Source organism: Streptomyces sp. NPDC107538, assembly GCF_055657445.1.
Window position 1 is genome coordinate 264,276 of sequence record NZ_JBVKAY010000005.1, and the last position, 26,801, is coordinate 291,076.

Sequence of the window (26,801 nt, forward strand, 5' to 3'; positions counted from 1 at the left end):
CGTCCACGGCTGCGGTCCCCCTGGGGCTGGTGGCGACGTCCCCCCCCCCCCGGAGGGGGGGCGGGGCGGGGGCCTCCCCCCTCGCCCCGCCGCCCTTCAGCATCATCCTCAGTGGGCGATCACCGGGATCTTGACCTCGTTCGTCGTGTCCTCGCCCTCGGCCGTCGTCGCCGTCATGTCGGGCTTGCCCGTGGTGACGAGGGTGAAGGCGATGGCGGCGGAGGCGACGAGGATGGCCACGGCGAACCAGATGGCGTTGGTGTAGCCGTTGACCATGCCCTGGAGTTCGACCAGCTGGGCGGCCGGCTTGGAGGTGGCCGAGCCGATGTGCTCCTTGATGTAGGACGTGGTCGCGGAGGCGGCGATCGTGTTCAGCAGGGCCGTACCGATGGCGCCGCCGACCTGCTGGGAGGTGTTGACCATGGCGGAGGCCACGCCCGCGTCACGCGGTTCGACACCGTGGGTCGCGAGGGACATCGCCGGCATGAACGCCGTACCCATACCGAGGCCGAGCAGCAGCTGGGCCGGCAGGAGCAGGGCGGCGTACGAGGAGTCGACCTCCATCTGGGTCAGCAGCAGCATGCCGAGGCCGGCGACCAGGAAGCCGGGGGCCATCAGCAGGCGCGGCGCGACCCGGGTCATCAGCCGGGTGCCGATCTGGGTCGAGCCGATGATCATGCCCGCGATCATGGGCAGGAAGGCGAAACCGGTCTTGACCGGGGAGTACCCCTTCACGATCTGCAGGTAGTAGGTCAGGAAGAGGAACAGGCCGAACATCGCGATGATCGCGAGGCCGAGGGAGAGGTAGACACCGCCGCGGTTGCGCTCGATGAGCACGCGCAGCGGCAGCAGCGGGGCCTTCACCTTGGACTCGACGAACACGAAGGCCGCGAGGAGCGCCGCCGAGGCGATGAACAGGGTGATCGTCATCGAGTCGCCCCAGCCATCGGACTCGGCCCGGGTGAAGCCGTAGACCAGGGAGACCAGGCCCAGGGTGGACAGGACCACGCCGGGGATGTCGAGCGGGGAGCGGTTGCGGCCGCCCTCGGGCTCACGGATGACGAGGTACGCGCCGACCGCCGCGATGATCGCGAACGGGATGTTGACGAAGAACGTCCAGCGCCAGTCCAGGTACTCGGTGAGGAAACCGCCGAGGATCAGGCCCACGGCGCCGCCGCCACCGGCGATCGCGCCGTAGATGCCGAACGCCTTGGCGCGCTCCTTGGCGTCGGTGAACATCACGGCGAGCAGGGAGAGCGCGGCGGGCGCGAGCAGTGCGCCGAAGGCGCCCTGGAGCGCGCGGGCGCCCAGCATCATCGCCTCACCGGTGGCGGCGCCGCCCAGCGCGGAGGCGCCGGCGAAGCCGATCAGACCGGTGACGAAGGTGCGCTTGCGGCCCCAGATGTCGGAGATACGGCCGCCGAAGAGGAGCAGACCGCCGAAGGCCAGCGCGTACGCGGTGATGACCCACTGACGATTGCCGTCCGATATCCCCAGGTCCTGCTGGGCGGACGGGAGGGCGATGTTCACGATGGTCGCGTCGAGCACGACCATCAGCTGGGCGAGGGCGATGAAGACGAGCGCTTTCCAGCGGGTGGCGTGCGCGTCGTTGGCTTCGGATGTCTTGGGTGTCTTGGGTGTCTTGGGTGTCTTCAAAGCTTTGGATGTACCGGCTGTTTCGGACATGGGGGTACCCACTTCGGGACTTCGTGACGGAAAAATCGGAGTCAGGTGGTGAAAAAGGGCGTCGAGAGGTAGTGGCTTGTCGTCGTCGACAGCCTTGGGGTCGGTGGGTCAGGACCGGTGGGTCAGGTCCGGTGGGTCAGGGCGAGCAGGGCCTCCGTAGGTCCTCCACGGTCACGGGTGCGCCGGGCAGTTCGGAGGGGGCCGGGGCGCGCAGCCCGTCCAGGAACAGTTGCAGGTGGCGGTGGAGGAAGCGGTCGGCGCCCGCGCACTGGGTGCCGGCCGGGGGCCTGCTGAGCTGGCTGACGGCGATCATCAGGTCTCCGACGCCCACGTCGGCGCGGAGCTGCCCGGCGTCCCGGGCGCGCTTCATGACCCCCGCGATCTGCTCCTCCAGGCGCTCGCGCGCCGCCTCCAGGTCGGGGTGGTGCTTGTCGAACGTGCTCTGGACCATCGGGCAGAGTGCGCTGACCCGTTCGTCGGCCGAGGTGTGCACGAAGCGCGACAGCGCCTCGAACGCGTCACCGGTCTCGGTGAGCGCGGCCTCGGCCGCGAGCGCCGTACGGTCCATGACCGAGCAGACGACCTCGCGGACCAGTGCGTCCCGGTCGGGGAAGTTGCGGTACAGCGTGGCGTTGCCGACGCCCGCCCGGCGGGCGATCTCGTCGAGCGGCACCTCGGGGCCGAACTCCACGAACATCTCCCGTGCGGCGGTGACGATCCGCTCCCGGTTGCGCAGGGCGTCCGCCCGGGGGCGGGGCACCTTGCGACGTACGGAGGTGGCGGTGGCGGTGGCCTCCACGGCGTACTCCTTCTTCCCGATCCAGTGGTGTGGGGGGCGCCCGGTGGTGATCCGGGGATGGAGTCCCCGTTTCGCTCGGACGAAGGGTTAAACGGGGAAACGATCCCCGGTTATTTCCCCGCACCGAAGACTTTTCGAGTGACCTGGGTCACATGTCGGCGGGGGTGGCCTCGCGCGGGTGGCAGACCCACGTTCGGCCCTTCCAGCGCGCGCCCGCGCACCCTCCGACACAGGGTGATCGGAAGGGTGCAGCCTCGTCACGGGCGGCTGCCGTGGAGCGAAGGGCTCGGGCATGCAGCAGCGGTTCCGCCTGGACGGGATACCTCCGCGCCGCATACCCCCGCGTCGGATACGTCGGCGTCGGACGCGTTCGCGCCGGATACGTCCGCGCCGGGTGGTCGCGCTCGCCTCCGTCACGGCTCTCACGCTCGCGGTCAGCAGCTCCGCCGGTACCGGGCATCTGATGGCGAAGGAGACGACACGGACCGCGGGGGCCACGGCCCTGGCCCGCGGTTCGGCGCTCGGCCCCTGCATGATCCGCGGCCCGCTCGGCATCCAGATGTCCGAGGGCATCCCGACCCCGCCCGGCTACGCCCGCTCCACCGGCACGGTCCGCGCCCTCAACCTGATGATCGACTTCTCCGACGCGCCCGGCGAGGGCAGCGCGATGGACCGCTTCGCGGAGTTCGCGCCGCAGACCCAGAAGTGGTTCAGGACCAGCAGTTACGGCCGTATCGACTACCGTCCCGAGGCCCCGCTCACCGAGTGGCTGCGGATGCCGAAGTCGTTCCGCTCGTACGGCATAGAGCGCGGCGCCCCCTTCGATCCCGGCTACCGCCGGCTGGTCCAGGACATGGTGCGGGCCGCCGATCCGCTGGTGGACTTCCGGTCGTACGACCTGATCAACGTCCTCGTCACCCCTAACGCGGGCCCCTCCGCCCTCGACACCGTCCTGTCGGTGACCTTCGCCGGGAACCGGGAGGCGCCGGTCGCGGACGGGGTGCCGGTCGCCAACGCGTCGTTCGTCTACAGCCGCCAGGACGACGGCTCCGGGTCGTACGCGGAGACCGGGTACCGGGTGCTGCCGCACGAGAACGGCCATGTCTTCGGGCTGCCCGACCTCTATACGCACGAGGGCGGGGGTGCGGTCGGGCACTGGGACATCATGAGCGAGGACTGGGGCGTCGACAACGATCTGCTGGGCTGGCACAAGTGGAAGCTCGGGTGGCTCGACGAGACGCAGGTGGCGTGTGTGGCGGGGGGTGGTGCCGCGGAGTACACGCTGACGCCGCTGGCGGCGGACGGGGGCGCGAAGCTGGTCGTGGTGCCGCTCAGTTCGCGGGCGGTGTATGTCGCGGAGTTGCGGACGCGGGCGGGGAACGATGCGGCGGTGTGTCGGCCGGGGGTGCTCGTGTACCGGGTGGACTCGACCGTCGACACCGGGAACGGGCCCGTCAAGGTGCATGACGCGCGTCGTGACAGTGGGGGGTGCACGCGGAGTCCCAATGTCCACGCGGAACTGTCGGATGCGCCGCTCGTCCCCGGGGAGACGTTCAGGGACGCGCGGGCGGGGGTGGAGATCGCTGTGGTGGGGGTGGGTGTCGGGGGGGAGCATCGGGTGGTGGTCAGGCGGAGGTGAGGGGGTGCGTTGAGGAAGTGGGGTGAGGGAGCGGGTGGTGGGTGGGTGGGGGGAGAGGGGTGGGGTGTCTGGGGTGCGTGGGCGGGTGCGGGTTCGGTGGGGCTTCTCGCGCAGTTCCCCGCGCCCCTAAAAGACCAGGCCCCTGCGGGCCTGAAAGCCCAGCCCTGCGCGGCGTGAGAGGTGAACGGCGACCGGTGGCGGGGCTGAAAGGCGACCGGTGGCGGGGCTGAAAAGTATGGGGCGCAGCCCCTGCTTTTCAGGGGCGCGGGGAACTGCGCGAGAAGCCCCACCGGGCCCGCGGTCGCCGGCGCACCCGCGCCCCCGAGCTATGAGGCGCCCGGCTCAGCGGCGCAGCCCGGGCCCATTACCGTGAGCGCATGTTCCCGAACGTCCCCGGCGCGGGCGCCACCACCCCCGCCCCCATCCTCGGCGAGGCCACCGCGCCCGCCGAAGCCGTCGCGCCCCTGATGCGGGGCATCACCGTGCTGCGCCGGCTCACCGAGGCGGACGGGACGCTGAGCCCGAGCGCGCTGGAGCGGGCCACCGGACTCGCGCGCTCCACGGTCGACCGGATCACGGCGACCCTGACCCGCATGGGCTACGTACGGCTGGACGGCCGAGACGCGGTCCTCGCCCCCCGCCTCATGGAGCTGGGCAACGCCTACCTCGCCGCCCTCCGCCTCCCCCGCCTCCTCGACTCCCACGCGGACGCCCTCGCCGACGAACTCGACGAGTCCGTCTCCCTCGCGGTCCGCGACCGGGACGGCGTCCGCTTCATCCACCAGGCCACCCGCCGCCGCGCGATGTCCCTCAGCTTCCGCATCGGCGACCTCCTGCCCGCCGAACGCACCGCGCCCGGCCCGCTGTTCGCCACCGAGTGGGAACCGGCGGACTGGACCCGGTGGCGGACCCGCCGCGCGGCCGACCCGGAGGGCCACGGTTTCCCGGCGGTGCCTCCGCGCGGCGGCGCGTACGACGACTTCGAGGACCGTACGGCCCGCGCGGGCGCCCAGGGGTGGGCGCTGGACGACCAGTTGATCGAACCGGGGCTGGTGGCGGTCTCCGTACCCGTACGGGATCCGCGGACGGGACGCGTCGCGTGTGTGGCGAGCGTCGTCAGCCACACGAGCCGGCACACGGCGGACTCGCTCCGCACGACACTGCTGCCCCGGCTGCGGGCGACCGTGGCGGAGATGGAGCGCGAGCTGCGGAAGCCCGCGGTGACGGCCACGGCGGTACAGGAGGGCGCCACCACCCCGCCCGGTCTCGCCGACTGGACCGGGGCCTCCAAGCAGGAGCTGGGCCGGGAGTTCGTCGAGTCGCTCGCCCGGGGGCTCACGGTCGTCACCTCGTTCGGTGAGGGGCGGGCCGAGCTGACGCTGACCGAGGTCGCGCAGGCCACCGGGCTCGCGCGGGCGACGGCGCGACGGGCGCTGATCACCCTCGAACACCTGGGGTACGTGGAGTCGTACGACCGGCTCTTCCGCCTCACACCCCGGGTGCTGGACCTGGGCTTCCCACCCCTGTCGATGCTGCCGCTCCCCCGGATCGCCGCACCGCATCTCGCCGAACTCTCCGCGCGCGTCCACGACTCGGCGTCCCTGGCGATCCTCACCGGGGGTGGGGACGAGGTGCAGTACACGGCGCGGGTCGCCACCAGCCGCATCATGAGCGTCAACATCACCCTCGGCACCCGGTTGCCCGCGTACGCGACGTCGCTGGGGCGGGTGATGCTCGCCGATCTGCTCCCCGAGGTCCCGCTCCCGGAGCGCCCCGCCCCCCTGACCCCGCACACGGTCACCGGCCGGGGGGAGCTGCTGGCCGTCCTGGAACGCGTACGGGACGCCGGATTCGCCCTCGTCGACGGGGAGTTGGAGGAAGGGCTGCGGTCCATCGCCGTACCGGTGCGGGAGCGGGGCGGGCGGGTCGTCGCCGCGGTGAACGTCGCCATGCACAGCAGCCGGCGGTCGGTCGAGGAGTGCGTGGCGGAGGTGCTGCCCGCGCTGCGGGAGGCGGTGGGGCGGATCGAGGGGGAGCTGGCGGTGGCGGGGATGTTCCGCCGGGTCCCGGAGGTCTGACCACCGGCCCCTGACGGCCGTAGACCACTTCACGAGGCGTGCGCACACCGTACGCTGGTGGCGTCGGCCGTACGCAGGAGAGCCGTACGCGCAGAGGCGTACGCGGGAGGGCCGTACGCAGCAGAGGAGAGGCGCCGCCATGTCACCGAAGCAGGAGGGGTTCGCGTCCGTGTGGACGCGGCCCCGGACCGGGCGGGAGCAGCCCGCGCTGAGCCGGGAGCACATCGTGGCGGAGGCGCTGCGGCTGCTCGACGAGGAGGGCATCGAGGCGCTGAGCATGCGCAAGCTCGGCGGGCGGCTGAGCGCCGGCGCGACCTCGCTCTACCGCCATGTCGCCAACAAGGACGAGCTGTTGGAGCTGGCCGTGGACGAGGTCTACGGCGAGATCGAGGTCAACACCACGCCCGACCCGGCCGACTGGCGTACGGACACGGCCGCCTGCGCCCACAGTCTGCGCGCCACGATCCTGCGCCACCCGTGGCTGGCCTCCGTACTCGGCGAGATGGGCATGTCCTACCTCGGTCCGAACTGGATGCGTATCTCCGAGGGCATGCTGAAGCTGCTGACCACCGCCGGGTTTCCGGCCGGCGAGGCCGACCGGGCGGTCACGACGCTCGTCGCGTACGTCACGGGCATGGCCACCAGCGAGGCCGCCTGGCTCAACGTCCTCGCCCGCAGCGGTCAGGACGAGCAGACCATGGTCGAACAGCTGTGGCCGGCCGCCGAGGAGGCCGCCCAGGACCATCCGCTGCTGCGCGAGGGCTACGCCGAACAGCGCGGGACGGATCCGCGGGCGGCCCGGGAGGAGGGGTTCCGGTACGGCCTCGACCGGGTGCTGGACGGGTTGGAGACGCGGCTGCCGTGACGCCGCCCCCGCGTCCCCAACTCCCGGATTTCAGCTAGCCGTTGACTCCCGTGTACTTGCTCAGGCTCCAGTTCCACAGCAGCCGGGACAGGACGAACGCGGTGAGGCCGATGAAGGGGGAGGCCACGGCCAGCGCCTCCGGTACGCCCATCGTGCCGCCGTGGCCGGTCAGTACACCGGCCGGGAAGTACGCGATGAAGGCGAGCGGGACGACGAAGGTGAACGCGGCGGACGCGACCTTCGGGAGGATGCTGAGCGGGTAGCTGCCGAAGGTGCCCATCAGCTCCTCCAGCCACTGGCTCCAGTACGAGGTGGCCGGGAAGTGGAACGCGGCGGCGGCCAGGGCCGTGAAGATCGCGGCCTCGATCAGCATGCCGCCGAGGACACCCGCGATCACGTAGGTGATCCGGCCCGCCGTCCAGTCGAGCGAACTGCGCTGCAGCGCGGCGACGAACAGACCGGCCGCGACGATGAGGTCACCGATGGCGTTGACCGGGAAGAAGGCCAGCTGGACCTGCCGGTAGACCGGCATGGGGCGGATCAGACAGGGGTCGACGACTCCTTCCTGGACGAGTATGTGCATGTACTGGATCCGGCCGAGGAACAGCACGTACAGCCCGTGGGCGAGCATCCGCATGCCGGCGATGAGCAGCACGTCGGAGCTGGACCAGCCGCCGAGTCCGGGGAACCGGGTGAGCAGGACGGAGGCGAAGACGACGATCGAGACCTGCCAGATCGCCCCGACGGCGACGCTCATCAGGAACTCGCCCCGGTACTCCAGCTGGGCCTTGAAGTTGAGCCTGCTGATCCGCCAGACGACGCGCCAGGCGTGCGCGGGCCCAGGAGGGGAGGTGCTGCGTGTGGTCGTCATGGTCATCCTCCCTGGGAGACGACGCGACGGCCGGCCAGGTCCCACAGCCGGCGGGTGAGCAGGGCGAGCAGCACGATCCAGACGGCCTGGACGGCGATCTGCCCGAAGGCGTCGCCGATGCCGATCCGCCCGACGTAGATCGAGAGCGGTACGCCGAGCGTCGCCTGGAACGGCAGGAACGAGCTGAGCGTGATGAACCAGTCCGGGAAGTACCAGAGCGGGGCGTACACACCGGAGAGCAGGTTCTGCGCGAAGACGAGGATCAGCAGGGCCGCCTCGTTGCGCAGGGTCCAGAAGCACATCAGGTCGACCAGCATCATCACGTAGTAGAGGACGAGTTGGCCGAGCAGCATGCTGACGGCGAAGACCCCGGCCACCGAGGGGGAGGCGGGCGGGGGGACGACTCCGACGGCGAGGCAGAGCACGTATCCGGTGAGCACCCAGCCGAAGCCGTACAGCTGGTCGCCGAGGGCGCGCAGCGCGTAGTAGCGCTGGGGTTTCATCGGCCGCAGGTACCAGTAGACGATCGTTCCGAAGTGCAGGTGCTGGAGCACCATGTCGCGGCCCGCGCTCCGGTCGAGGCCGCGGATGCGGTTCGCGAGCACGGCGAGTACGGCGTAGCCGACGGCCTGGGTCTCGTTCAGCCCGGCGCTGGATCCGGTGTTCGCGTACAGCCCCCGCCAGAGGTAGACGACCAGGCAGACCTGGACGAACAGCCGTACGGCGGTGGCGGTCATCCGGGGCGGGGTGAGCAGTTCGCCCCGGGGGGTGATCCAGGAGATGCGGCGGGCGCGGGAGAGGGCGGCGGAGAGGGGGGTGGGGGTGGTGGTTGCGGAGACCATGGATCAACCGCCCTGGGAGGCGGACGCGGTGGTGGTGGCGGCGTCGGTGCCGGCGTCGGCGGTGTGGGTCTGGGTGTCGGTGGGCGGCTTCTGCGTGGGGACCTCGCCGAGGTAGGCGGCGCGCATGACGTCCTCCAGGTCGTTCTCCTCCAGCGCGAGGTCGGCGACCCGGAACCGTCCGATGATCACCTTGAGCGCCTCGTGGACGGTGGGGGCGTCGTCCCCGACCGGCCCGAACACGACCCGAGGCCCTTCACGCCGCAGCAACCCGATCCCATCGAACCCGGGCAGCGGAACGGCACCCGTCTCCTCTGTCTCCTCCGTCTCCCCGCTCTTCCCGCTCTTCCCGCTCTTCCCGATCTCCTCGACGTCGGCCGGGTCGGCGAGGGTGGCGCGGACCTGCCAGGTGCCGCCGAAGCGCCGCCGGATCTCCTGGAGCGAGCCGTCGAGGACGATCCGGCCGTGGTTGATCAGCACGACGCGTTCGGCGAGCCGTTCCACCTCGGTCATGTCGTGTGTGGTGAGCAGGACGGTACGGTCGCGCTCCTCGACCTGGTGCCGCAGGAACCGCCGTACCTGCTCCTTCACCACCACGTCCATGCCGATGGTGGGTTCGTCGAGGAAGACGACGGGCGGGTCGTGCAGCAGCGAGGCGGCGAGATCGCACCGTACGCGCTGGCCGAGCGACAGATGCCGGACCCGGGTGTCCCAGAACTCGGAGAGTTCGAGCAGCCCGTCGAACTCCTCGATCCGCTCCCGGAATTGCCCTTCGGGCACCCCATAGATATCGCGCAGGATCTCGAACGACTCCCGCGCGGGCAGGTCCCACCACAACTGCGTCCGCTGCCCGAACACGGCCCCGATGTTGTGGGCGTTGCGCTCCCGGTCCCGGTGCGGGACGACCCCGGCGACGAGCGCCTCGCCCGAGGTGGGCGTCAGGATCCCGGTGAGCATCTTGATGGTGGTGGACTTCCCGGCCCCGTTGGGACCGAGCAGGGCGAGCAACTCCCCCCTGCCCACGCTGAAGTCGACGTCCTGCACCGCGACCTTGTCCACACGCTGCGGGCTGACGAGCGACTTGAGCGCCCCCGCGAAGCCGGGCCGCCGTACGGTCGTCTGGAACACCTTGGACAGCCCGCGCGCCTCGATCACCGCAGACAACGGCATCACTTCCCTTCACACCGACTCGTTCGACCCACCCGGAGCGAGCCCGCCCGATACACCGTTCGGCATGTCGAACGCCATCCGGGACAACGGCGGAATGCTAGGCCCGCAAACGGAACCTGAAAAACGATTTGTTGACCGCCCCACCACCGCCCCCTGAACTCCCCGCCCCGACCTACCCACCCCGAACCCCTACTCCCCGCCCACCCCCCGCCCACCCGCTACACTGACCGGGCACCTTGCCTTCGTAGCTCAGGGGATAGAGCACCGCTCTCCTAAAGCGGGTGTCGCAGGTTCGAATCCTGCCGGGGGCACGGAGAAACAACAGGTCAGGAGCTCTCTCGTCCAATGGGCGGGAGGGCTCCTGTGCTTCTGGCAGGCGATCGGTGGCCTTGAGTTGCTGGTGCGAGCCGACCTCGAGTCCGAGTGCCAGGGCTGCTGAGGGCAGCTGATCCTCAGCAGCGATGACCTCGCCGAGGCGGGCGGGCCGAAAGATGTTCGGCGCACCGATCGGGAGGTGGGGCGCCGTCTCGGCCGGAAGGCGAGCACCCGGCTCATCGGCGGCGGGCTTCTCCGGGCGACGAACAGTCTGTTGGTGAGCTCACTTCACGCTTCATCCGGGAAGACACGGGACCGTGAAGGCGGCCTGGACTCAAGTCCGGGCCGCCCCTGGCCGCCGCTCACCGATCCCCCGTCTCGTCTGCCTCGTCGGTCTCCAGAATCTCGAGCACGCGAGGAACGTCATCCCAGTCCCGCCAGCCGACTGGTGGAATGGATCCAAGAGCGCGTCGACGCGGGCGGAGTGCCCGGCTACATCGCGGCCGCCGCCGCTCATCAGGACGCCATGGGTCGACTGCGCGAGGTGGCCGAGCGTCTCGAAGAAGAGCACGGTGTCGTGACGGAGGGCTAGCAGCAAGCGGCGCGGGACCGCATCGCCGCGATGGACGGCTGGCATGACGAGCAGCGATCGCACTCGGACGAGGCCACGCCGCCCGAGCGAAGCTGCACCGGCCGCGGCAGCGCGTCTTCGTGTTCGACTCCGAGGCTCTCTCCAAGGCGGTTCAGGGCGATCGGGAGACGGCCGCTCTGATCAAGGCCGCCCCGCGGCTGGACATCCCGATCGTCACTTCGGCGCTCACGACCTTGGAGGCGTGGGACCTTCGCGAAGCGTCGAGGCAGGTGTTGTGGAACCGGACGCTGTCCCGGATCCGCATCGTGCACACGGACGACCAGGTGATCGCCATGGCGCGCGACTTGCCGACGGCATGAGCCAACTCCTCGCGGGACACCTCGTGCGAGTCGAGAAGGTCTGACGAAGCGCCGCCCATCCCAGTCAGGCATCCCAGGCTTCGGTGTTTCCGCAGGTCACCGGGGTGAGATTGTTCCGCTGTCGCGGGTGGGGTGGCTGCTGTTGTTCCGGGCCGGCGGGGCGTCCGATGCTACGGCTGTCGCACCGGCTGAAGCGGTCGGCGCTACCGAGTTACCGAGTCACCGAGTTATCCGCCCAGCAGAATCAAAGGGGAATACGCATATGAACGTGACGTCCTTTACCGGCCGCCGTGCGGCCGTGGCCGTGGGTGTCGTCCTGGCGCTTGGATGGGGTGTGTCGGCGCAGGCCTCCGCCACCGGGCCGGTGGCAAAGGGCGGCAAAGCCGCCGTCGCCGTCTGCGACCAGAAGGTTCTGGGGGTGTCTGCCACGAAGGAGCCCGCGGACAGTGTGGAGGCCAGGCACCTCCTCCTCACCGTCCAGAACGCCGGCGACAAGAAGTGCAACCTCTACCGCTACCCCCTCGTGCGGCTCGGTGACGCCCGGAGGACGGCCCGGGTGATCGAGGAGAGCGACCCCAACCCGGGGGTGCCCGTCACCCTCGCTCCGGGTGAGGAGGCGTATGCCGGTCTGCTCGTCAACGGGCCCATGGACGAGTACGAGGCCAAGAGCATCACCCTCGGCCTCCAGGGGCGTGAGCCCGGCAGCAGTGCGGGCCAGCCGATCGATGTCCCCATGCCCGTGGAGACGTTGTACGCCAACGACTTCCAGCGCGTCACCTACTGGACGACCGCTCCCGGTGTCGCCCTGGATTTCATCATGTCGAAGTGACGGGCCGCGACGGCCATGCTCCGCCTTGCCGCGTCCGTCACAACTCACGGACGGGTATGGATCATTACCGTCAATTGAAGTTCAAGGTGGTCACCAGCGGCTATCAGGCGGTCACGCCGCGGCCGCACTACGGGGTGCTGAACACCCGGAACGACGACGTGGTGCACCTGCGGCTCCGGAGCGGGGCTCGATCTGCCTCGGGCCGAACACCCAGACCGTGTTCAGCAGTGCCTACTTCGTCGACGGAATAAGGATATCCAGCAGCCCCAGGTGCTGATTCCGCCGGAGCCGACCTGTTGCTCCGTCAGTCGCCGGTTTCCCCCTCGTCGTAGACGGTGGTCATGGGCGCCCAGCCGGCGGGGTCGCGGTACCAGTAGTGCGGCAGCCCCTTGATGTCGGTGGTGCGGAACGGGCGGCCGTGGTCGTCGATGCGGATCGTGCCGGTCCGGCCCTGTGAGGACCAGTCGAGTTCGACGTACCAGTCGCAGGTGCAGGACTCGGTGCGCGCGGAGAGCAGCAGGACCTCCGGCTCCCGCAGCGACACCCGGTAGGGGAAGTCGATCGCGGGGTCCGGTGTGTCCGGGTCGTTCCCGGAGATCGAACGGGCCAGGGGCCGGCGCGCGTCGAGGTCCACGGAGAAGTGGCGGGGGATGAGGACGGCGCCGCAGCCTTCGTACATGGAGTAGGCGATGCTCCCGCGGGCAGCGGGGGTCGTGCGGTCGACCACGCGCACATGAAGTGCCTCCAGTACGACGGCGGCGGAGCCGCGTCCCTGCACCGTGATCCGCAGGTGGGTGGTGCGCCCGTGCTCCGCCCCCAGGGCCCCGGCCCACGCCGCCGCGTCCTGCGGGGCCGGTGGCGGCGGGACCTGCCGCGGTGGCTTGGCGATGACGTAGTCGTGGTCGCATTCGGGTCGCCAGATGTGGGAGTTGGCCGTCCAGGTCAGCGGGGCCGTCGGGGGTGCCGGGTCGGTGCTCGCGCGGGTCGCCTGCGGGCTGACGCCGCTGGGGCTGGGCGATGCCGAGGGCTTCGGTGTGGTGGGGGCGGGGGCCGACGACTCGCCGTCGGCGGAGGGGGGTCCGGCAGAGGGTTGCGGGCTTCCGCCGCCGCTGTGCGTGGGCGACACCGACGCCGACGGCTTCGGTGCGGTGCGGGCGGAAGCCGACGGTTCACCGCCGCCCGAGGGGGGTCCGGCAGCGGATGCGGTAAGGCCGCCGAGTGCGACGGCGAGCGAGGCCGCCAGTGATATCGACCGCGCGAGCCGTTGTCGGGGGCGGACGGGGAGGCGGGAGCGGAGGAGGGGGCGGAGGAGGGGGACGGTCACGGGGGTGTGCGGCGAGGTCGGCTCGGGCGCCTCGTCCGCCTGTTCCGCCTGTTCCGCCTGTTCCGCCTGTTCCGCCTGTTCCGCCTGTTCCGCCTGTTCCGCCTGTTCCGCCTGTTCCGCCTGTTCCGCCCTCGGTGCCCGTCGCGCGGCGGAGGGGCGGGTTCGTTGGCGTGCCGCGACTGCCAGGATCCATCGGCGGTGCAACTCCACGCGTTCCTCGGGGGAGGCTCCGCAGAGTGCGGCGAACCGCTCGATCCCGGTGAAGTCCAGGGGAACCGCCTCGCCGGCGCAGTAGCGGTGCAGCGTGGAGGCGTGCATGTTCAGGCGGCGGGCCAGCGCTGCGTAGCTGCGGTCTGTGCGCTCCTTGAGACGCGTCAGCAGTAACGCGAACTCCGCTACATCATCGTGGATTGCATCCATGTGGCCCGTACTCGCATCCATCCATCTGTCGGCCTGTGCGGTCGTGTCCCGATCCGGGACGGCATTCCAGGCTCTCCCCGTACCTGCACGTCGATACGGCTGAGACGGTTGCGGGGTTGCGCCATCCCGTTCTTTTCCGCACAGGCGCCGGGCGGGCGTCTCCGTGCGGGAGCCAGCGCACCCGGGAGCGGCGCCACTGGGACGAGTACCAGCACGCGTTCTCCGAGATGCTGTCGGCCACCAGTACGAAGTGGGCGCCCTGGTACGTCGTGGTGGCCCTCACCCAGTTCGTGCTCGCGGTGCTGGTGACGCAGATGGACGGCTTCCGCCGCATCCTCGGCACGACCCGGATCGACGCACGGCAGTTCGGCTGGGCGCTGCTGGCCGCCCTCGCACTCCTGCTCCTGTGGGAACTGGGCAAGTTCCTGGCTCGCCGCCGGTCGAGAGCGTCTGACGCGCCGACCGCGCACACCGTCTGATGTCTGACGTCTGACGCGCCGTCGGCCACCGTACGAGCACGATCGGACGGCCTTACGCAGCCGTACGGCCTTCTATTGCTCCCGGGCGGCCGGGGCCGAGACCGAGGCCGGCGCCCCCGTCCGCTCCTTCGCCGCGCGCAGGAGGAAGAAGAGCAGCAGGCCGAAGGGGGAGAGGAGGATCGTGAAGGTCAGGAGGGGGCCCATGACCAGCGGGTGGATTCCTATGCGGCGAGCCTCGCGGTACATCCACTGGCCGATCAGCAGGTCCCAGGCGATGATCTGGGCCCAGATCGCGCCCGCGCCGTTGGCGAGTGCCGTCAGGTCGCGGAAGGTGTCGAGGTCCGGGCTGATGACCGCGGTCCAGAGTTCCGGGAGGACCGGGAGGGCGAGCAGGACATAGACGGTCAGTACCGGCACCACTGTCAGGGGTGACGCGGCTATGCGGGCGGTCGGTCCCCAGCCCGGGGCGAAGATCATGAGGAGCCAGACCGGGGCGGCCAGGTAGAAGGAGAGGTCGAAGAGGAGACCGGTCATGTCACGGGTTCCTTGGGGGCGGAGGCGTCGGAGGAGGGGGAGGCTTCGGCTGCCTCGTGCCCGTGGCTCGGTGTCGCTCGCTCGGGGGCCGTGGGCCGGAGTGCCGTGTAGACGCCCGTCGCCGCGCCGACGAGGATCAGGGCCGCCGTCAGCAATGTCGTCCCGTCCGGGTGGATCAGTGGCTGGCCGCGTAGTGCCTGCCAGGTGAGCAGGGCGAAGAGCGCGGCGTACGTGGCCGCGGCGGTCAGGGTCAGGTGCAGCCGTGTCCGCTCGGAGCGCAGGCGCGGCAGTCGTGGTGCCAGGGCGACCAGGGCCATGAGGACCAGTGGGAGCAACTGCAGCGCGTGCATGCCGAAGAAGTGCGGTACGCGCAGATCGCCGCCGGTGGTCGACCAGCCGGTCAGTGGCATCGAGGGGCCGCCGTCCGGTACGCCCACGCTGTGCGCGCCCACCACCTTGGAGACCCCGCGCCGTTGGCCGGGCGCCGGCTGGGTCATCAGGAAGCCGACCGCTGCCCCGGCGAGGGCGAGGACGACGCCCGACCGTATCGCCCAGGCGGACGCGCGGTCGGCGAGCCTGGCGCGGAGCAGGAGTACGGCGACGACCAGGGTGCCGAGCCACAGGATGACCACCGTGACGGCCATCGCGTTGAACAGCGCCGCGTCGAAGGGGGTGGCGTAGTTGAAGTGGCTGCGCTTCCCGCGCACCACCTGAGCCGTGATGATCACCATCTCGACGGCGCTCGCCACCGCTACGACGACGCCCGCCCACCAGCCCACCCGCCGTGCGCGGTCGGTCGGCAGCAGCGAGAGCATCCATGCCAGCGACAGTCCGTACGCCACGAACGACACCGAGAACTTGAACGGCTTGGACCAGATCGGCGAGCCCACGAGCCGTCGGTCGTCCACGACGAGCCCCACCCCGGACACGACGGCGAGCACCACCATCGACAGCGCGAACACCACCAACGGACGGTGCCATGAGTGCCATGAATGCCGTGAGCGCCGTGAGAGCCATGAGCGCCGTGAATGCCTTGTCGTCATTTCTCTTGTCCTCCGATCGAGGCAGAGCGGATAGTGATGCTATCCGCTATCTGATAGCGCCACTATCTATCATGGGCGAGAAGGTTGGCAAGCGCGGGACAGTGGGACGAGGAGTGAACAGGGCGTGCGTATCAGCGAGTTGAGTCGCAGTACCGGGGTGCCGGTGCCGACGATCAAGTACTACGTCCGTGAGGGGCTCCTTCCGGCCGGCGAGCTGACCAGCCGCAACCAGGCGACCTACGACGAGAGTCATGAGCGTCGGCTGCGGCTGATCCGCGCGCTGCTCGATGTGGGGGGCCTGAAGGTGGCGGCGATCGCGGAGGTCCTCGGCGCGGTCGACGACCCGGAGCGCCCGGTGCACAAGGTGCTCGGTGCGGCGGCGGACCGGCTCGGCGTGGCGCCGGGCGATGACGAGGACGCGGAGTCGGCGGAGTCGGCGGTCGCGAGCGCCGCCGTGGCTGAGTTGATCGGGCGGCGGGGCTGGCGCGTGCGCGAGTCGTGCCAGGCCGCCGGGGATCTCAGGCGGGCCCTGGCCGCCATGGAGCAGGTCGGGCACGGGGCGTTCAGGGAACTGCTGGACGACTACGCGGACGCCGCCGAGGTGGTCGCCCGCGCCGACCTGGACTATGTGGATCGCCGGGTCGCGGTCGACGACCTGGTGGAGAGCGTGGTGATCGGTACCGTCCTCGGCGCGGCGGTGTTCGACGCGATGCGCCGCCTCGCGCACGTGGACGCGTCGGCGAAGTTGTTCGGGCAGGGCGCGACCGTCGGCAGCGACAGCGACAGCGACAGCGACAGCGACAAGAACAGCGGCATGGGCGTGGGCACTGGCACGGGCTAGTGGTCGGGTCGTGGGCCGGCGGGCCGTCATCGGGGTTTGCCCAGCGGGGGCGGGCTCCGTCAGGTGGGTCCGGTCAGGGGTTGGGGGGCGTGGTCAGGGTCTCGATCAGTTGGCGGGCTCGGGTCTGTTCGGTCAGGAGGGTTTCGAGGAGGGGGCCGGTGCCCGGGTCGGGCCAGGGTTCGTCGGCGGGGGTGGTCGTGGGTGGGGTCGTGGCCGCGTCGAGGTACTGCTTGAGGGGGCGGGCGTCGGGGGTCAGGGGGATGCGGGCGGTGGTCAGGGCCTGGTGGACCGTGGCGTGGTCGAGGCCCAGGCGGGTCAGGCGTTCGCCGCCCGTGTAGCGGAGGTCGGGGGTGGGGGCGTTCTCGCGTGCGAGGTGCGGGTAGCGGAGCGCGACCTCGTGGGTGGCCAGGATCGCCAGGAGGAGGTGTTCCGTGCCGGCTGTGCGGTCGCCGAGGCGGCGGGCCTGCTCATGGGTCTCCAGGGTGGCCCACAGTGTCGGTCGCGACGCCCAGTTGACCCCGGAGGCCTTCACCACCCATCGCTTCCAGAAGGACAGGTGGCGGTAGTGGGTGCGGCCGAGGAGTATGTCGCGGGTGGGGTGCAGGAGAGGGGGCAGGCCTTCCTCGCGGGCCACCTGGGCGACCTGGGTGCCCTGTGCGTCCCGGGTGGCGGAGTCGGCGGAGCCGGCCGGGCCCGCGTCGAGGTGGGCCCGTATGTCCTGGGGTGTGATGCCGCAGGCCGCCAGCAGGTCCACCGCGCGGTTGTCCTCGGCCAGCAGCGCGCGCAGAAGATGCACCGCGCCGAACTTCTTCGCCCCGTCCTGGTGTGCCTGTCGCATCGCGGCGGTCAGCGACCTGGCCGCGGCGCCCGTGAAGCGGTCGCTGCCGTCCTCCCCCAGGACCTCCCGGTGGCCGACGCTCGCCTCGGCGTCGTCGTCGCCGCCCCACTCGGTATTCCGGTCCTTCCTCTCCCGTAACACCGCCAACAGCACGGTGCGGGTCGCCCCTTCATGGTCCAGCGCCTCGCGCGCGGCTCCCTTGGACGTGGTGATGCCGGTCAGCAGGTGCTCCGTGCCGATGGCACCGTCGTCGGCCGTCCGCGCGCCCCGGGCGGCGCCCAGGATGCCCATGGCGTTCCAGTCGGGCTCCTTGATCGCTTCCATGTGGGCTTCCTTCCCTCTGCCTGCCTGCCGGTTCCGGTTCTGATGGACAGCCTTCCGGAGCAGGGGCGTAGACCGCATCGCTCCGGAGAGGGAACTGCTTCTGCCTCTCAGGTTGCATGCGGCCCGGCCGGGCTTCGAGCCGCAGGAGGAGGGTCCGGCCCGGTCCGGTCCGGTCCGGTCCGGTCCGGTCCGGTTCGGTTCGGTTCGGTGTCACGGCCGCGTGCGGACGGTCGGCGGGGGGCCTGACGAGGCGGGGATGGTCGGCGGGTGGTCCGGTGGCGCGAGGATGGGGGCATGTTCGTAGAGATTCTTGCCGCGGTCGGTGTGCTGGCCGTACTGACGGTGGTTCCGGGGCCCGACATGGCTGTGGTGACGAAGCGGGCGGTTGTCGGGGGGTGGCGGGACGGGGTGCGGACCGTCGGTGGGATAGCGGCCGGGCTGCTTCTCTGGGGCGTGCTCACGGTGGCCGGACTCGCGGCCGTGCTCGCGGCGTCCGCCACGGCCTACACCGTCGTCAAGCTGGCGGGAGCCGTGTACCTCGTCGCGCTCGGCGTGCAGTCGCTGCGCAGCGGCGGGCTGCGCAGGCGCGCGGGTGAGGGTGGGAAGGGCGCATCGGCGGCCGCGTCCACATCCACCTCCGCGACCACCTCCGCGTCCGCCCCGGCCCCGGCCCCAGCCCCAGCCCCAGCCCCAGCCCCAGCCCCAGCCGGGAACCCCTGGCGGACCGGGCTGGTCACCAACGCCTTCAATCCCAAGATCGCCGTCTTCTACACCGGCCTGCTGCCCACACTCGCCCCGACCGGCCTGGCTCCCCAGGCCGGAATGGCGCTCCTGGTCCTGCTGCACGCCGCGCTCACCCTCGTCTGGCTCGGTGGCTACGTGATGCTGCTCGCCAAGGCCCGCGGCTTCTTCGAGCGGCCCGCGGTGCGGCGAGCCATGGACCGGGTGACCGGGGTCGTCCTGATCGGCTTCGGCGTCAAGGTCGCCACCACCGCCCAGCCCTGACCCTGACCGCCCCCCTGACCGCCCCCTGACCGAGCTGTTCGCCCCGCCGTACCCACGTGACGCCCTCCATCCCACCGTCACGATCCAGCCACACACCCTCCTCAAAATCGCTCACGTACGCGATGATTCGTCCTTCAACTGCACCATCGTGGGGGGGACCATGAGCCACGACATCACGCCACCACCACCGCCACCGTCGCCACCGCCCATGCCGGGCTACGGGCCGCCGGTACCGCCTCAGCCGCCGAAGCCGCCGGGCGGGAACCGGACGAATCTGGTCATCGTCGGCTGTGCCGTCGCCGTCGTCGCGAGTGTGATCGGGACGGGCGTCGTGGTGACGAACGACGGCGACGGGACGGCCTTCCCCGCGCCGACGGTCACCGTCACCAAGACGGTCGCGGCCGAGGACGCCGACACCACCGCCGACGACAGCGACGAGAGCGGCGAGGGCGACCAGGGCGGTGACGACGGGGTCTTCGCGCTCGACGACACGGTGATCTACGAAAGCAAGGTCGAGGTCACGCTCTCCGGGTTCAAGCGCGGGGTCTCCAGCGACTACGCGGCGCCCGAGAACACGCCGTACGCGAAGTTCGCGATCAAGATCGTCAACGGGTCCGGTGCCACGGTCGACGCCAACGAGATGACCGTGGCCTGCGTCTACGGCGACGAGGGGAAGGAGGGCGAGGCGATCTATGACGACGGGCTCGACGGGCTCCCCGAGACCCGTATCCTCGCGGGACGCTCCCTCACCGTTCCGTGGGCCTGCGAACTTCCCAAGGATGAAACGTTCCTCCAGGTCGAGGTCTCGCCCGACTACGACTCCGAGGAAGCGGTCTTCGCCGGTGAGGTGAAGAAGTAGGAGACGGGCACACTTGAGGGCAGTGCGTCGATAGGCCCCGGGAAGGATCAGATGTTCATCATCTTCGGCACCAAGGGATACCTGTACCAGCTCGCGATACTGACGCTGGTGTGCGGGCAGTGCGGGAACCCCGCCGCTCACACGCTCAGGAAGCGGGTCACGAAGTTCACGCTGTTCTTCGTGCCGCTGATCCCGATCTCGACCAAGTACCAGACACAGTGCACCTTCTGCGGCGCCGAGCAGAAGATCGACGCCGAGCAGGCCGAACGGCTCCAGCAGCAGAACGCCGGCGCTCACGGGGGCCAGTCCCACGGCCAGCCGCAGCAGCAGCCGTACCAGTCATGAGGCCGTAACGGTCATGAGAACGGGCTGAGCCCTCCCGCTGTGGGGAAGCTGTGAGTTCGCTGATTCTCATTCTTCCCTCAGTACTCGCTCAGCGTCGCCCCAGAAGCGGCCTCGACAGTCGCTGCCATGAACGAAATGAACGCGGGAGGCGTCCGGCAGCGCTCGGTCGAGATCGTGGTGCCGGTCCACAACGAGGCGCACGTCCTCGCCGGCAGCATCGGCCGCCTCCACGCATACCTCGAAGCGTCCTTCCCGTTCCCGTTCCGGATCACGATCGCCGACAACGCGAGCACGGACGCCACCTGGGAGTCGGCCCGCGCCCTCGCCGAACGACTCCCCCACGTCCACGCGGTCCGGCTGGAGAGGAAGGGGCGGGGGCGCGCGCTCAACCACGTGTGGAGCCGGTCCACCGCGGACGTCGTCGCCTATATGGACGTCGATCTGTCCACCGGCCTCGAAGGCTTTCTGCCGCTGGTCGCGCCCCTGCTCTCCGGCCACAGCGACCTCGCGATCGGCAGCCGGCTGCACCGGCAGGCCGAGGTCGTCCGCGGCCCCAGGCGTGAGTTCGTCTCCCGCTCCTACAACCTGCTGCTGAGGCTCGGCCTCGCCGCGCGCTTCTCCGACGCGCAGTGCGGTTTCAAGGCGGTACGCGCCGACGTCTTCCGCGCGCTCGCCCCGCACATCGAGGACACCGCCTGGTTCTTCGACACCGAACTCCTCGTGCTGGCCCAGCGCAACGGGCTCCGCATCCACGAGGTCCCCGTCGACTGGACCGACGATCCCGACAGCCGCGTCGACATCGTCCGCACCGCCGTCGACGACCTCAAGGGCATGGGCCGGATGCTCCGGGCGACCGTCGCACGCCGGGTGCGGGTGGCGGGCGTACCGCGCCGGGCCCGCCGTTCCTGGACACCGGCCCCGCCCGCCGCCGCCACCACCATCGCCACCCTCCCCCAGGGCATCAAGGACATGGAGTACGCGTCATGACGACCCTCGCCCCGCCGCCCGCCACCGGGCGGGACAACGGCCCCCGTCACCGGGCCCCGTCGATACCGGCGGCCGGAGCCGCCGGAGCCGGTGGCGGTCTCGCCGTCCGGGCCCGCCGGCTGCTCACCGGCGCCCCGGACGACCCCCGCTGGGCGCGCCCGGCCCTGTGGGCGATCCTCGTCCTGGCCACGGCGCTGTACGCCTGGAACCTGTCCTCGATCACCGGCAACACCTTCTACAACGCGGCCGTCTACAGCGGCACGCGGAGCTGGAAGGCGTTCTTCTTCGGCGCGTTGGACGCGGGCAGCTTCATCACCGTCGACAAGCCGCCGTTCGCGCTGTGGGTGATGGGCCTGTCGGCCCGGGTCTTCGGCTACGGCACCTGGCAGATGATGCTGCCGATGGTGGCGCTGGGTGTCGGGTCCGTGGCGCTGCTGTACCGCATGGTCAAACGGGACTTCGGGGCCGTCGCGGGCACGATCGCCGCGCTCGCGCTCACCCTGACCCCGATCACGGTCGCCATCACCCGGGACACCAACCCCGACCCGGTCCTCGTGTTCCTGATGCTGCTCGGTGCCGCGGCGCTCATGAAAGCCGTACGCACCGGGCGGCTGATGCCCCTCGTCTGGTCCGGCGTGGCGATCGGGTTCGCCTTCAACACGAAGATGATGCAGGCGTACGTCGTCCTGCCGGTCTTCTTCCTGGTCTACCTCTGGGCGGCGAACGCCTCGCTCGGCCGCCGCATCCGCAACCTGGCCGTCGGCACGGTCGCGCTGGTCGTGTCGAGCGCCTGGTGGATGGTGGTCGTCGATCTGATCCCCGCCTCCTCCCGCCCGTACATCGGCGGTTCGACCGACAACACGGTCTGGGACCTGGTCATCGGCTACAACGGCTTCGGCCGGATCTTCGGCGCCAGTGCGTCGGTGGGTTCGCAGGGCAACGGGGCGAGCTTCGGCGGCGAGGCGAGCCTCTACCGGATGTTCAACGAGATCATGGGCGGCCAGATCTCCTGGCTGATCCCGTTCGCCGTCATCGCGCTGGTCGGCGGCCTGGTGCTGCGGGGGCGCGCCCCTCGTACGGACGCCAAGCGCGCGGCCCTGCTGCTCTGGGGCGGCTGGTTCGTCCTGCACTACCTGACCTTCGCGCTCGCCGAGGGCACCTTCCACCCGTACTACGTCACCGCCATGGCCCCCGGAATCGCGGCCCTCGCCGGTGCGGGCGGGGTCATGCTGTACGGCGCCTTCAAGGAGGGGTCGGTCGTGAAGTGGGGGTGGGTGCTGCCGCTGGCGGTCGCGGTCAGCGCGGTCTGGGCGGTGGTGCTGCTCCAGCGGGTCTCCGGGTCCGGGACGCTCTACACGGTCGCCCAGGTGGTGGCCGGGGTCGCCGGGGCGGTCGCCGTGATCGGGCTGCTCGTCGGACGGTTCACGCGGCGCCGCCGGCTGGTCGGGCTGGCGTCGATCGCGGCGGTCGTCGCGCTGCTGGCCGGGCCCTCCGCGTACGCGGTGTCGGCGGCCACGACGGCGAGCAGCAACGGCACCAATCCGACGGCCGGGCCCAACACCGGGGGTGGCATGGGCGGGGGCGGCGGTATGGGCGGCGGCGGTCAGCGGCCGAGCGGGGGCGCGCCTAGCGGGAACGCGTCCAGCGGCAGCGCGCCGGGGGGTACGAGCAACTCCGGTTCCGGCAACGCTGGTTCCAGCAACTCCGGCTCCAGCAACTCCGGTTCGGCCTCCAGTTCCACCGACTCCAGCGCGTCCAGCGGCTCCAGCGGCTCCGCCTCGGCCGGCCGGGGCGGCATGGGCGGCGGCTCCCAGGTCTCGTCCGAGATGATCACGTATCTGAAGAAGAACCAGGACGGTGCGACCTGGCTGGTGGCGGTGGCCACCGACCAGACGGCCTCCTCGATCATCCTGGAGTCCGGTCAGCCCGTGATCTCCATGGGTGGCTGGTCCGGCAGCGACGAGGCCATGACCCTCGCCAAGCTCAAGGAACTGGTGAAGGCGGGCAAGCTCCACTACATCGTCGTCGGCGACAGCGGCCAGGGCGGCAGTAACAGCGCGGCCTCCGAGATCGCCGAGTGGGTCAAGGAGAACGGCAGCGCCGTGAGCGACTACAGCGACAGCGGGCTGTACCGGCTGGACGCGTCGGACGTCAGCTGATCACCGACCTCTCCCTCTCCCCTCGCTCCCCCAGGGCCGGCCACCGGATCCCCCTCCGGTGGCCAGCCCCTTTTCATCTGGAGGGGGATACTGGCCCCATGCGGTCGCGAGGCAGAGTCCGTGTCGCCGCCGGGCCCGTAGGGGTGCTGGTGGCGGTGCTGATGGCCGTGACCGGCTGCACCGGAGGCGGAGGCGGGGACAGGGACGGGGGCAGGGACCGGGACGCCACCCCCACCGCGCCCCCGGGCGTGAGCCGGAGCGCGGCGGAAAGCCCCACGCGCCCGGAGGCGTCCCCGACCCCCAGCCCCGTGCACCCGGTCTCGATCCCCGGCCTGATCGCCCGCCCGCACACCGGGTCCGACCTGCGCCTGGGGGCCGTGCTGGCGCGTACGGCCGCGTACACGAGCTACGCGGTGACGTACGAGGCCGATGGGCTGACCATCTCGGGGATCATGAACATCCCCGAGGGCGAGGGCCCCTTCCCGGCGCTGGTGCTGGCGCACGGCTACATCGACCCGGCGGTCTACACCACCGGGCGCGGGCTGGCCCGGGAGCAGGAGCTGCTGGCCCGCGAGGGGTATGTCGTCCTGCACACCGACTACCGCAATCACGCGGGCTCCGACGACGATCCCGACAACGACGTGAACCTCCGCCTCGGCTACACCGAGGACGTCATCGGCGCGGCCCTGGCGCTGCGCGACTCCGGGCGCCCGGAGATCGACGGCGACCGGATCGGTCTGCTGGGCCGGTCGATGGGCGGCGGGGTCGTCTACAACACCCTGGTGGTGGCGCCGGGGCTGTTCGACGCGGCCGTGGTGTTCGCGCCGGTGAGTTCCCGCCCGGCCGAGAACATCGACCACTTCCAGCGCCCCGAGGGCGACCCGATCGTCGCGGAGATCGAGGCCGCGCACGGCACCCCCGAGTCGAACCCGGCCTTCTGGCGCGAGGTCTCGCCCCTCACCTACGTCGACCGGGTCACCGAGCCCCTCCTCATCCACCACGGCGCGGCCGACGACACCTGCCCGCCCGCCTGGTCGGAACGTACCGCCGCCGATTTCGAGGCCGCCGGCAAGGACGTCCGCCTGATCAAGTACCCCGGCGAGGGGCACACGTTCGGCCCGCAGTGGCCCACCTCGATGCGCCGCACGACGGCCTTCTTCGACGAACACCTGCGCTGAACACCTCCGCTGAACGCCTCAGTTGAACCCTTCCGCTGGACATCAGCCGTCCGAGGGCTCCCGGGGGCGGCGGGGCAGGCGTGGGGAGGTGGGGTGGAGGGGGGGCGGGGTCATCCAGGATGCGGCGGAGGAAGCGGTGGCGGCCATGAGGATGCCGATGTGTTCGGCGAAGTCGGGGCCGGGAAGCGGGAGTTCGAAGTCGGGGTTGTCGACGTAGCCGAGCGCGACGGCTCCGGGGACGTAGTGCATCACCGCGTCGACGAGTTCGGTGCGGCGGGGCGGCGCGGCGCGGTCGAGGTGGGAGAGGGCGCGCAGGACCGTGGGGAAGCTGGCGTCGTACGCGGTGGGGATGCCCGGGTCCGGGGCGGGTGTCAGAGCGCCCGGGGCCGAGGTGGCCCGCAGGGGTTCGGCGGTCTGGGTGGTCATCAGGGGTTCGGCGGGCGGGGTGGTCATCAAGGGTTCGGGGGGCGGGCCGGTGGCGATGTCGGTCTGGGCGCGCCACCAGGTCGCCGCGTCCGTGTCGCCGAGGATCAGGTGGTGGAGGTAGAGGCAGTACGAGGCGAGGTCGTCGCCCGCGCCGGCCGCGTACTGCCACCAGGAGCGGGCGCCGTCCTCGGCGTCGGCGAGCTGGAGGATGCAGCCGAGGACGCGGGCACCCGGCGGTTCCGGCAGATGCTCGGTGACGAAGTCCTGGAGCGACTCGGAGGTGGTGTGGGCGAGGACGGTCTCGCACAGGGTGCGCAGATCGCGGGCCGCCATCGTGCTCGTACGGTCGTGGGCGCGGGGGAACGGCAGCAGGGCCTCGGGGCAGCGGGCGCCGGGGACCACGTCGTGCGGAACGTACGGCTCCTCCCGCAGCAGGGCACGGGCCAGGAGGGCGTCCATCGGGGACGCCGGGGGCATCGGGGACGTCGGGGTGGGCATCATTCCGGGGTCTCTCCCAGGTCGTTCTGGGGGTGGAGAGCTGCGCTCAGCGTCTTGCGGGCGTAGCGGTCGGCCGTGTGGACCGAGGCGATCGGGACGCCCAGGACGTCGGCCACGGCGGCGTGGTCCATGCCGCGCAGATAGGTGAGGACCATGACGTCCAGCTGGTGGGCGGGCAGTCGGCTGATGGCCTGGAACAGGCCCATCGACTCCTCGATCTGCGCGAAGCGCGCCGCGGGGGTCGACAGCAGGCTGAGGGCGACCGTGTCGAAGGCGGTGCGGGCGAGTTCGGGGCAGCCGTCCGTGTGGTGGGCGCGGGCCATCACACTCCCGCGCAGCACCGACCACGCGAACGGCACCACGTCGGCGCTGGCCAGCGCCTCGTCCCAGCGGAACCACAGCACGTCGAACGTCTCCGCGACCACCTCGCGCGCCTCCTCCTCGCTCACGAAGAGCCGGGCGTAGGAGAGATAGGCGGCGCGGTTGAGTTCGGTGAACGCCCGGTGCTCCAGCGGGGGGACGGCCGGGCCGGTCCACAGGGCCGCCCCGGGGTGCTGGTCCCGGAGAGGGGGGTGGGGGCGGCTCTGGATGCAGCCCTCTATCCAGTCCGGCTTCTTCTGCGCCTCCAGCGCGGCGGCCATCCACAGCCGCCGCATCGGCCAGGTGGGTACGTCGAGGACGTCCAGGAGGCCGTAGGTGATCTCCCAGCGCGGGTAACGGCCCGTGCCGCGCAGCAGTTCGGAGATCTTCGACTTGGCCCAGCCCGACCGGTCGCTCAGCTCGCCGATCGTCAGACCGCTGGCCAGGAACCGCAGACGCAGGGGCTCCAGCCAGGCCCGGTGGGCCCGGCCCACACCCTCGGCTATCGGCCCCAGCTTCCGGCCCGGCCGGCCCGTCGGCGCGCCCCCACCGGGCCGCCGCGACAGGGACGGCGGGGTCACCCGGCGCGCCCCTCGTCAGCCGCGTCAGCCGTGTGAGCCGAGTCCGCCGCGTCCGTCGAGCCAGCCGAGGTAGCCGTGTCCGGTACGCGCGGCCGTTCGCCGTCGCCCGGCGCGGGTACCCGTGCCGTACCGGTGGTCATCGAGGTGACGACCTGTTCCGCGCTCAGGACGAGCGCGGGGACCGCGGCGGCGGCAGCGGCCGTCTCGCCGACGGAGACGAGCACCACGCTCCACCCGAGGACCGTCAACAACACGATGACGGATAAGACTTGCCTTCTGGACATCGGTACCTTCCGAGACATACGTACGTCCGAGAGGCCCCCTCGGCGGTGCCGGCGCGTCATCGGGGAGCCGGACGTCAGCATGGTGGGCCCGGCCTCCCGCACGCCATGCCCTCCGGGAATCGCGGAACAATGCGGCCGCCGTACGACAGCGCGCAAGGTACCGCCCCCAAGCGCACATCGGCCCCGAAACCCGTGCCGGTGCAGGCTTTCGGGGCGAAGTTCCCCCATCCCCGGGCGCCCCTGCCGACAGCACGCATGATGGAAAGCCAGGCGC

General features: G+C 71.0%; 25 protein-coding genes, 1 tRNA gene and 1 pseudogene. 15 read left to right on the forward strand and 12 right to left on the reverse strand.

What is annotated here, in order from left to right:
- Positions 1–108: 108 nt before the first annotated feature.
- Both ACZ7MG_RS19540 and ACZ7MG_RS19545 read right to left on the reverse strand, forming a co-directional pair.
- A complete protein-coding gene (locus ACZ7MG_RS19540) occupies positions 109–1,686 on the reverse strand; it encodes an MFS transporter (RefSeq protein WP_471393683.1) in 1,578 nt (525 codons plus the stop codon).
- Positions 1,687–1,822: 136 nt separating this feature from the next.
- A complete protein-coding gene (locus ACZ7MG_RS19545) occupies positions 1,823–2,485 on the reverse strand; it encodes a TetR/AcrR family transcriptional regulator (protein ID WP_471393680.1) in 663 nt (220 codons plus the stop codon).
- A 292-nt stretch (positions 2,486–2,777) separates the two neighbouring features.
- Here ACZ7MG_RS19545 and ACZ7MG_RS19550 point away from each other — a divergent pair, with 292 nt between their 5' ends.
- From ACZ7MG_RS19550 to ACZ7MG_RS19560, 3 genes are all read left to right on the forward strand, one after another.
- The gene (locus ACZ7MG_RS19550) at positions 2,778–4,124 is read left to right on the forward strand and encodes a M6 family metalloprotease domain-containing protein (RefSeq protein WP_471393678.1); all 1,347 of its coding nucleotides are present in this window, start codon (positions 2,778–2,780) and stop codon (positions 4,122–4,124) included.
- A gap of 377 nt (positions 4,125–4,501) precedes the next feature.
- Complete coding sequence (locus tag ACZ7MG_RS19555) at positions 4,502–6,202, forward strand: IclR family transcriptional regulator domain-containing protein (RefSeq protein ID WP_471393676.1); 1,701 nt, start codon at positions 4,502–4,504, stop codon at positions 6,200–6,202.
- Between the two features lie 139 nt (positions 6,203–6,341).
- Positions 6,342–7,067: a TetR/AcrR family transcriptional regulator gene (locus ACZ7MG_RS19560; protein WP_471393674.1), complete on the forward strand. Its 726-nt coding sequence runs from the start codon at positions 6,342–6,344 to the stop codon at positions 7,065–7,067.
- A 34-nt stretch (positions 7,068–7,101) separates the two neighbouring features.
- On the opposite strand, the gene ACZ7MG_RS19565 is transcribed toward ACZ7MG_RS19560, so the two are convergent.
- Genes ACZ7MG_RS19565 through ACZ7MG_RS19575 form a run of 3 tightly spaced genes read right to left on the reverse strand, consistent with a single transcriptional unit; the run spans position 7,102 to position 9,947 of the window.
- Positions 7,102–7,938, reverse strand: coding sequence for an ABC transporter permease (locus ACZ7MG_RS19565; protein WP_471393671.1), 837 nt, complete (start codon positions 7,936–7,938; stop codon positions 7,102–7,104).
- A gap of 2 nt (positions 7,939–7,940) precedes the next feature.
- Positions 7,941–8,780: an ABC transporter permease gene (locus ACZ7MG_RS19570; RefSeq protein WP_471393669.1), complete on the reverse strand. Its 840-nt coding sequence runs from the start codon at positions 8,778–8,780 to the stop codon at positions 7,941–7,943.
- A 3-nt stretch (positions 8,781–8,783) separates the two neighbouring features.
- Positions 8,784–9,947 carry an ABC transporter ATP-binding protein gene (locus tag ACZ7MG_RS19575; protein WP_471393667.1) on the reverse strand — a complete coding sequence of 388 codons (1,164 nt, stop codon included), beginning with the start codon at positions 9,945–9,947 and terminating at the stop codon, positions 8,784–8,786.
- Positions 9,948–10,185: 238 nt separating this feature from the next.
- Between ACZ7MG_RS19575 and ACZ7MG_RS19580 the strand changes: the two genes are divergently transcribed.
- The 4 genes from ACZ7MG_RS19580 (at position 10,186) to ACZ7MG_RS19595 (ending at position 12,042) form a co-directional block, all read left to right on the forward strand.
- Positions 10,186–10,258 (forward strand) — tRNA-Arg (locus ACZ7MG_RS19580).
- Positions 10,259–10,710: 452 nt separating this feature from the next.
- Entirely contained in the window at positions 10,711–10,854 is a 144-nt protein-coding gene (locus ACZ7MG_RS19585; RefSeq protein WP_471393665.1) for a hypothetical protein, read from the forward strand.
- Positions 10,855–10,973: 119 nt separating this feature from the next.
- Positions 10,974–11,213, forward strand: coding sequence for a hypothetical protein (locus ACZ7MG_RS19590; RefSeq protein WP_471393662.1), 240 nt, complete (start codon positions 10,974–10,976; stop codon positions 11,211–11,213).
- 262 nt (positions 11,214–11,475) lie between these two features.
- Positions 11,476–12,042 carry a DUF4232 domain-containing protein gene (locus ACZ7MG_RS19595; RefSeq protein ID WP_471393660.1) on the forward strand — a complete coding sequence of 189 codons (567 nt, stop codon included), beginning with the start codon at positions 11,476–11,478 and terminating at the stop codon, positions 12,040–12,042.
- 304 nt (positions 12,043–12,346) lie between these two features.
- Here the strand turns inward: ACZ7MG_RS19595 and ACZ7MG_RS19600 are convergent, their stop codons facing one another.
- Positions 12,347–13,786, reverse strand: coding sequence for a helix-turn-helix domain-containing protein (locus tag ACZ7MG_RS19600; RefSeq protein WP_471393659.1), 1,440 nt, complete (start codon positions 13,784–13,786; stop codon positions 12,347–12,349).
- Positions 13,787–13,968: 182 nt separating this feature from the next.
- On the opposite strand from ACZ7MG_RS19600, the pseudogene ACZ7MG_RS19605 reads away from it, so the two are divergent.
- Positions 13,969–14,265, forward strand: a pseudogene (locus ACZ7MG_RS19605) (cation transporting ATPase C-terminal domain-containing protein); the annotation flags it as partial.
- 72 nt (positions 14,266–14,337) lie between these two features.
- On the opposite strand, the gene ACZ7MG_RS19610 reads toward ACZ7MG_RS19605, so the two are convergent.
- Entirely contained in the window at positions 14,338–14,799 is a 462-nt protein-coding gene (locus ACZ7MG_RS19610; protein WP_471393657.1) for an ABA4-like family protein, read from the reverse strand.
- Entirely contained in the window at positions 14,796–15,746 is a 951-nt protein-coding gene (locus ACZ7MG_RS19615; protein WP_471393898.1) for a hypothetical protein, read from the reverse strand. Before ACZ7MG_RS19615 ends, ACZ7MG_RS19610 begins: the two co-directional genes overlap by 4 nt.
- A gap of 220 nt (positions 15,747–15,966) precedes the next feature.
- Here ACZ7MG_RS19615 and ACZ7MG_RS19620 point away from each other — a divergent pair, with 220 nt between their 5' ends.
- On the forward strand, positions 15,967–16,683 hold the full coding sequence (locus ACZ7MG_RS19620) for a MerR family transcriptional regulator (RefSeq protein ID WP_471393655.1): 717 nt from the start codon (positions 15,967–15,969) through the stop codon (positions 16,681–16,683).
- A gap of 73 nt (positions 16,684–16,756) precedes the next feature.
- Here the strand turns inward: ACZ7MG_RS19620 and ACZ7MG_RS19625 are convergent, their stop codons facing one another.
- The gene (locus tag ACZ7MG_RS19625) at positions 16,757–17,845 is read right to left on the reverse strand and encodes a Clp protease N-terminal domain-containing protein (RefSeq protein ID WP_471393653.1); all 1,089 of its coding nucleotides are present in this window, start codon (positions 17,843–17,845) and stop codon (positions 16,757–16,759) included.
- A gap of 294 nt (positions 17,846–18,139) precedes the next feature.
- Here ACZ7MG_RS19625 and ACZ7MG_RS19630 point away from each other — a divergent pair, with 294 nt between their 5' ends.
- The 6 genes from ACZ7MG_RS19630 (at position 18,140) to ACZ7MG_RS19655 (ending at position 24,378) form a co-directional block, all read left to right on the forward strand.
- Positions 18,140–18,850 carry a LysE family translocator gene (locus tag ACZ7MG_RS19630; protein WP_471393650.1) on the forward strand — a complete coding sequence of 237 codons (711 nt, stop codon included), beginning with the start codon at positions 18,140–18,142 and terminating at the stop codon, positions 18,848–18,850.
- Positions 18,851–19,010: 160 nt separating this feature from the next.
- Complete coding sequence (locus ACZ7MG_RS19635; RefSeq protein ID WP_471393648.1) at positions 19,011–19,709, forward strand: hypothetical protein; 699 nt, start codon at positions 19,011–19,013, stop codon at positions 19,707–19,709.
- A 51-nt stretch (positions 19,710–19,760) separates the two neighbouring features.
- On the forward strand, positions 19,761–20,054 hold the full coding sequence (locus tag ACZ7MG_RS19640) for a zinc-ribbon domain-containing protein (protein WP_471393645.1): 294 nt from the start codon (positions 19,761–19,763) through the stop codon (positions 20,052–20,054).
- A 126-nt stretch (positions 20,055–20,180) separates the two neighbouring features.
- A complete protein-coding gene (locus ACZ7MG_RS19645) occupies positions 20,181–21,041 on the forward strand; it encodes a glycosyltransferase (RefSeq protein ID WP_471393642.1) in 861 nt (286 codons plus the stop codon).
- The gene (locus ACZ7MG_RS19650; protein WP_471393640.1) at positions 21,038–23,200 is read left to right on the forward strand and encodes an ArnT family glycosyltransferase; all 2,163 of its coding nucleotides are present in this window, start codon (positions 21,038–21,040) and stop codon (positions 23,198–23,200) included. The genes ACZ7MG_RS19645 and ACZ7MG_RS19650 overlap by 4 nt, the downstream gene beginning before the upstream one ends.
- A 98-nt stretch (positions 23,201–23,298) precedes the next feature.
- Positions 23,299–24,378: an alpha/beta hydrolase family protein gene (locus ACZ7MG_RS19655; protein WP_471393637.1), complete on the forward strand. Its 1,080-nt coding sequence runs from the start codon at positions 23,299–23,301 to the stop codon at positions 24,376–24,378.
- A 42-nt stretch (positions 24,379–24,420) separates the two neighbouring features.
- On the opposite strand, the gene ACZ7MG_RS19660 is transcribed toward ACZ7MG_RS19655, so the two are convergent.
- The 3 genes from ACZ7MG_RS19660 to ACZ7MG_RS19670 are packed head-to-tail and all read right to left on the reverse strand — an operon-like array spanning position 24,421 to position 26,527.
- Complete coding sequence (locus tag ACZ7MG_RS19660) at positions 24,421–25,305, reverse strand: hypothetical protein (protein ID WP_471393635.1); 885 nt, start codon at positions 25,303–25,305, stop codon at positions 24,421–24,423.
- Positions 25,302–26,243 (reverse strand): sigma factor-like helix-turn-helix DNA-binding protein, encoded by a 942-nt coding sequence (locus ACZ7MG_RS19665; RefSeq protein WP_471393633.1) that lies wholly within the window; start codon positions 26,241–26,243, stop codon positions 25,302–25,304. Before ACZ7MG_RS19665 ends, ACZ7MG_RS19660 begins: the two co-directional genes overlap by 4 nt.
- Positions 26,240–26,527, reverse strand: a complete 288-nt coding sequence (locus ACZ7MG_RS19670) for a hypothetical protein (RefSeq protein ID WP_471393631.1) — start codon at positions 26,525–26,527, stop codon at positions 26,240–26,242. The genes ACZ7MG_RS19665 and ACZ7MG_RS19670 overlap by 4 nt, the downstream gene beginning before the upstream one ends.
- Positions 26,528–26,801: the final 274 nt, after the last annotated feature.

Bases quoted from the DNA above. Each gene is read 5' to 3' on its own strand.
- ACZ7MG_RS19540 (WP_471393683.1), bottom strand. From the start codon at position 1,686: ATGTCCGAAACAGCCGGTACATCCAAAGCTTTGAAGACACCCAAGACA.
- ACZ7MG_RS19550 (WP_471393678.1), top strand. From the start codon at position 2,778: ATGCAGCAGCGGTTCCGCCTGGACGGGATACCTCCGCGCCGCATACCC.
- ACZ7MG_RS19555 (WP_471393676.1), top strand. From the start codon at position 4,502: ATGTTCCCGAACGTCCCCGGCGCGGGCGCCACCACCCCCGCCCCCATC.
- ACZ7MG_RS19560 (WP_471393674.1), top strand. From the start codon at position 6,342: ATGTCACCGAAGCAGGAGGGGTTCGCGTCCGTGTGGACGCGGCCCCGG.
- ACZ7MG_RS19565 (WP_471393671.1), bottom strand. From the start codon at position 7,938: ATGACGACCACACGCAGCACCTCCCCTCCTGGGCCCGCGCACGCCTGG.
- ACZ7MG_RS19570 (WP_471393669.1), bottom strand. From the start codon at position 8,780: ATGGTCTCCGCAACCACCACCCCCACCCCCCTCTCCGCCGCCCTCTCC.
- ACZ7MG_RS19575 (WP_471393667.1), bottom strand. From the start codon at position 9,947: ATGCCGTTGTCTGCGGTGATCGAGGCGCGCGGGCTGTCCAAGGTGTTC.
- ACZ7MG_RS19595 (WP_471393660.1), top strand. From the start codon at position 11,476: ATGAACGTGACGTCCTTTACCGGCCGCCGTGCGGCCGTGGCCGTGGGT.
- ACZ7MG_RS19600 (WP_471393659.1), bottom strand. From the start codon at position 13,786: ATGGATGCAATCCACGATGATGTAGCGGAGTTCGCGTTACTGCTGACG.
- ACZ7MG_RS19610 (WP_471393657.1), bottom strand. From the start codon at position 14,799: ATGACCGGTCTCCTCTTCGACCTCTCCTTCTACCTGGCCGCCCCGGTC.
- ACZ7MG_RS19615 (WP_471393898.1), bottom strand. From the start codon at position 15,746: ATGGTGGTGCTCGCCGTCGTGTCCGGGGTGGGGCTCGTCGTGGACGAC.
- ACZ7MG_RS19625 (WP_471393653.1), bottom strand. From the start codon at position 17,845: ATGGAAGCGATCAAGGAGCCCGACTGGAACGCCATGGGCATCCTGGGC.
- ACZ7MG_RS19630 (WP_471393650.1), top strand. From the start codon at position 18,140: ATGTTCGTAGAGATTCTTGCCGCGGTCGGTGTGCTGGCCGTACTGACG.
- ACZ7MG_RS19635 (WP_471393648.1), top strand. From the start codon at position 19,011: ATGAGCCACGACATCACGCCACCACCACCGCCACCGTCGCCACCGCCC.
- ACZ7MG_RS19640 (WP_471393645.1), top strand. From the start codon at position 19,761: ATGTTCATCATCTTCGGCACCAAGGGATACCTGTACCAGCTCGCGATA.
- ACZ7MG_RS19645 (WP_471393642.1), top strand. From the start codon at position 20,181: ATGAACGAAATGAACGCGGGAGGCGTCCGGCAGCGCTCGGTCGAGATC.
- ACZ7MG_RS19650 (WP_471393640.1), top strand. From the start codon at position 21,038: ATGACGACCCTCGCCCCGCCGCCCGCCACCGGGCGGGACAACGGCCCC.
- ACZ7MG_RS19655 (WP_471393637.1), top strand. From the start codon at position 23,299: ATGCGGTCGCGAGGCAGAGTCCGTGTCGCCGCCGGGCCCGTAGGGGTG.
- ACZ7MG_RS19660 (WP_471393635.1), bottom strand. From the start codon at position 25,305: ATGATGCCCACCCCGACGTCCCCGATGCCCCCGGCGTCCCCGATGGAC.
- ACZ7MG_RS19670 (WP_471393631.1), bottom strand. From the start codon at position 26,527: ATGTCCAGAAGGCAAGTCTTATCCGTCATCGTGTTGTTGACGGTCCTC.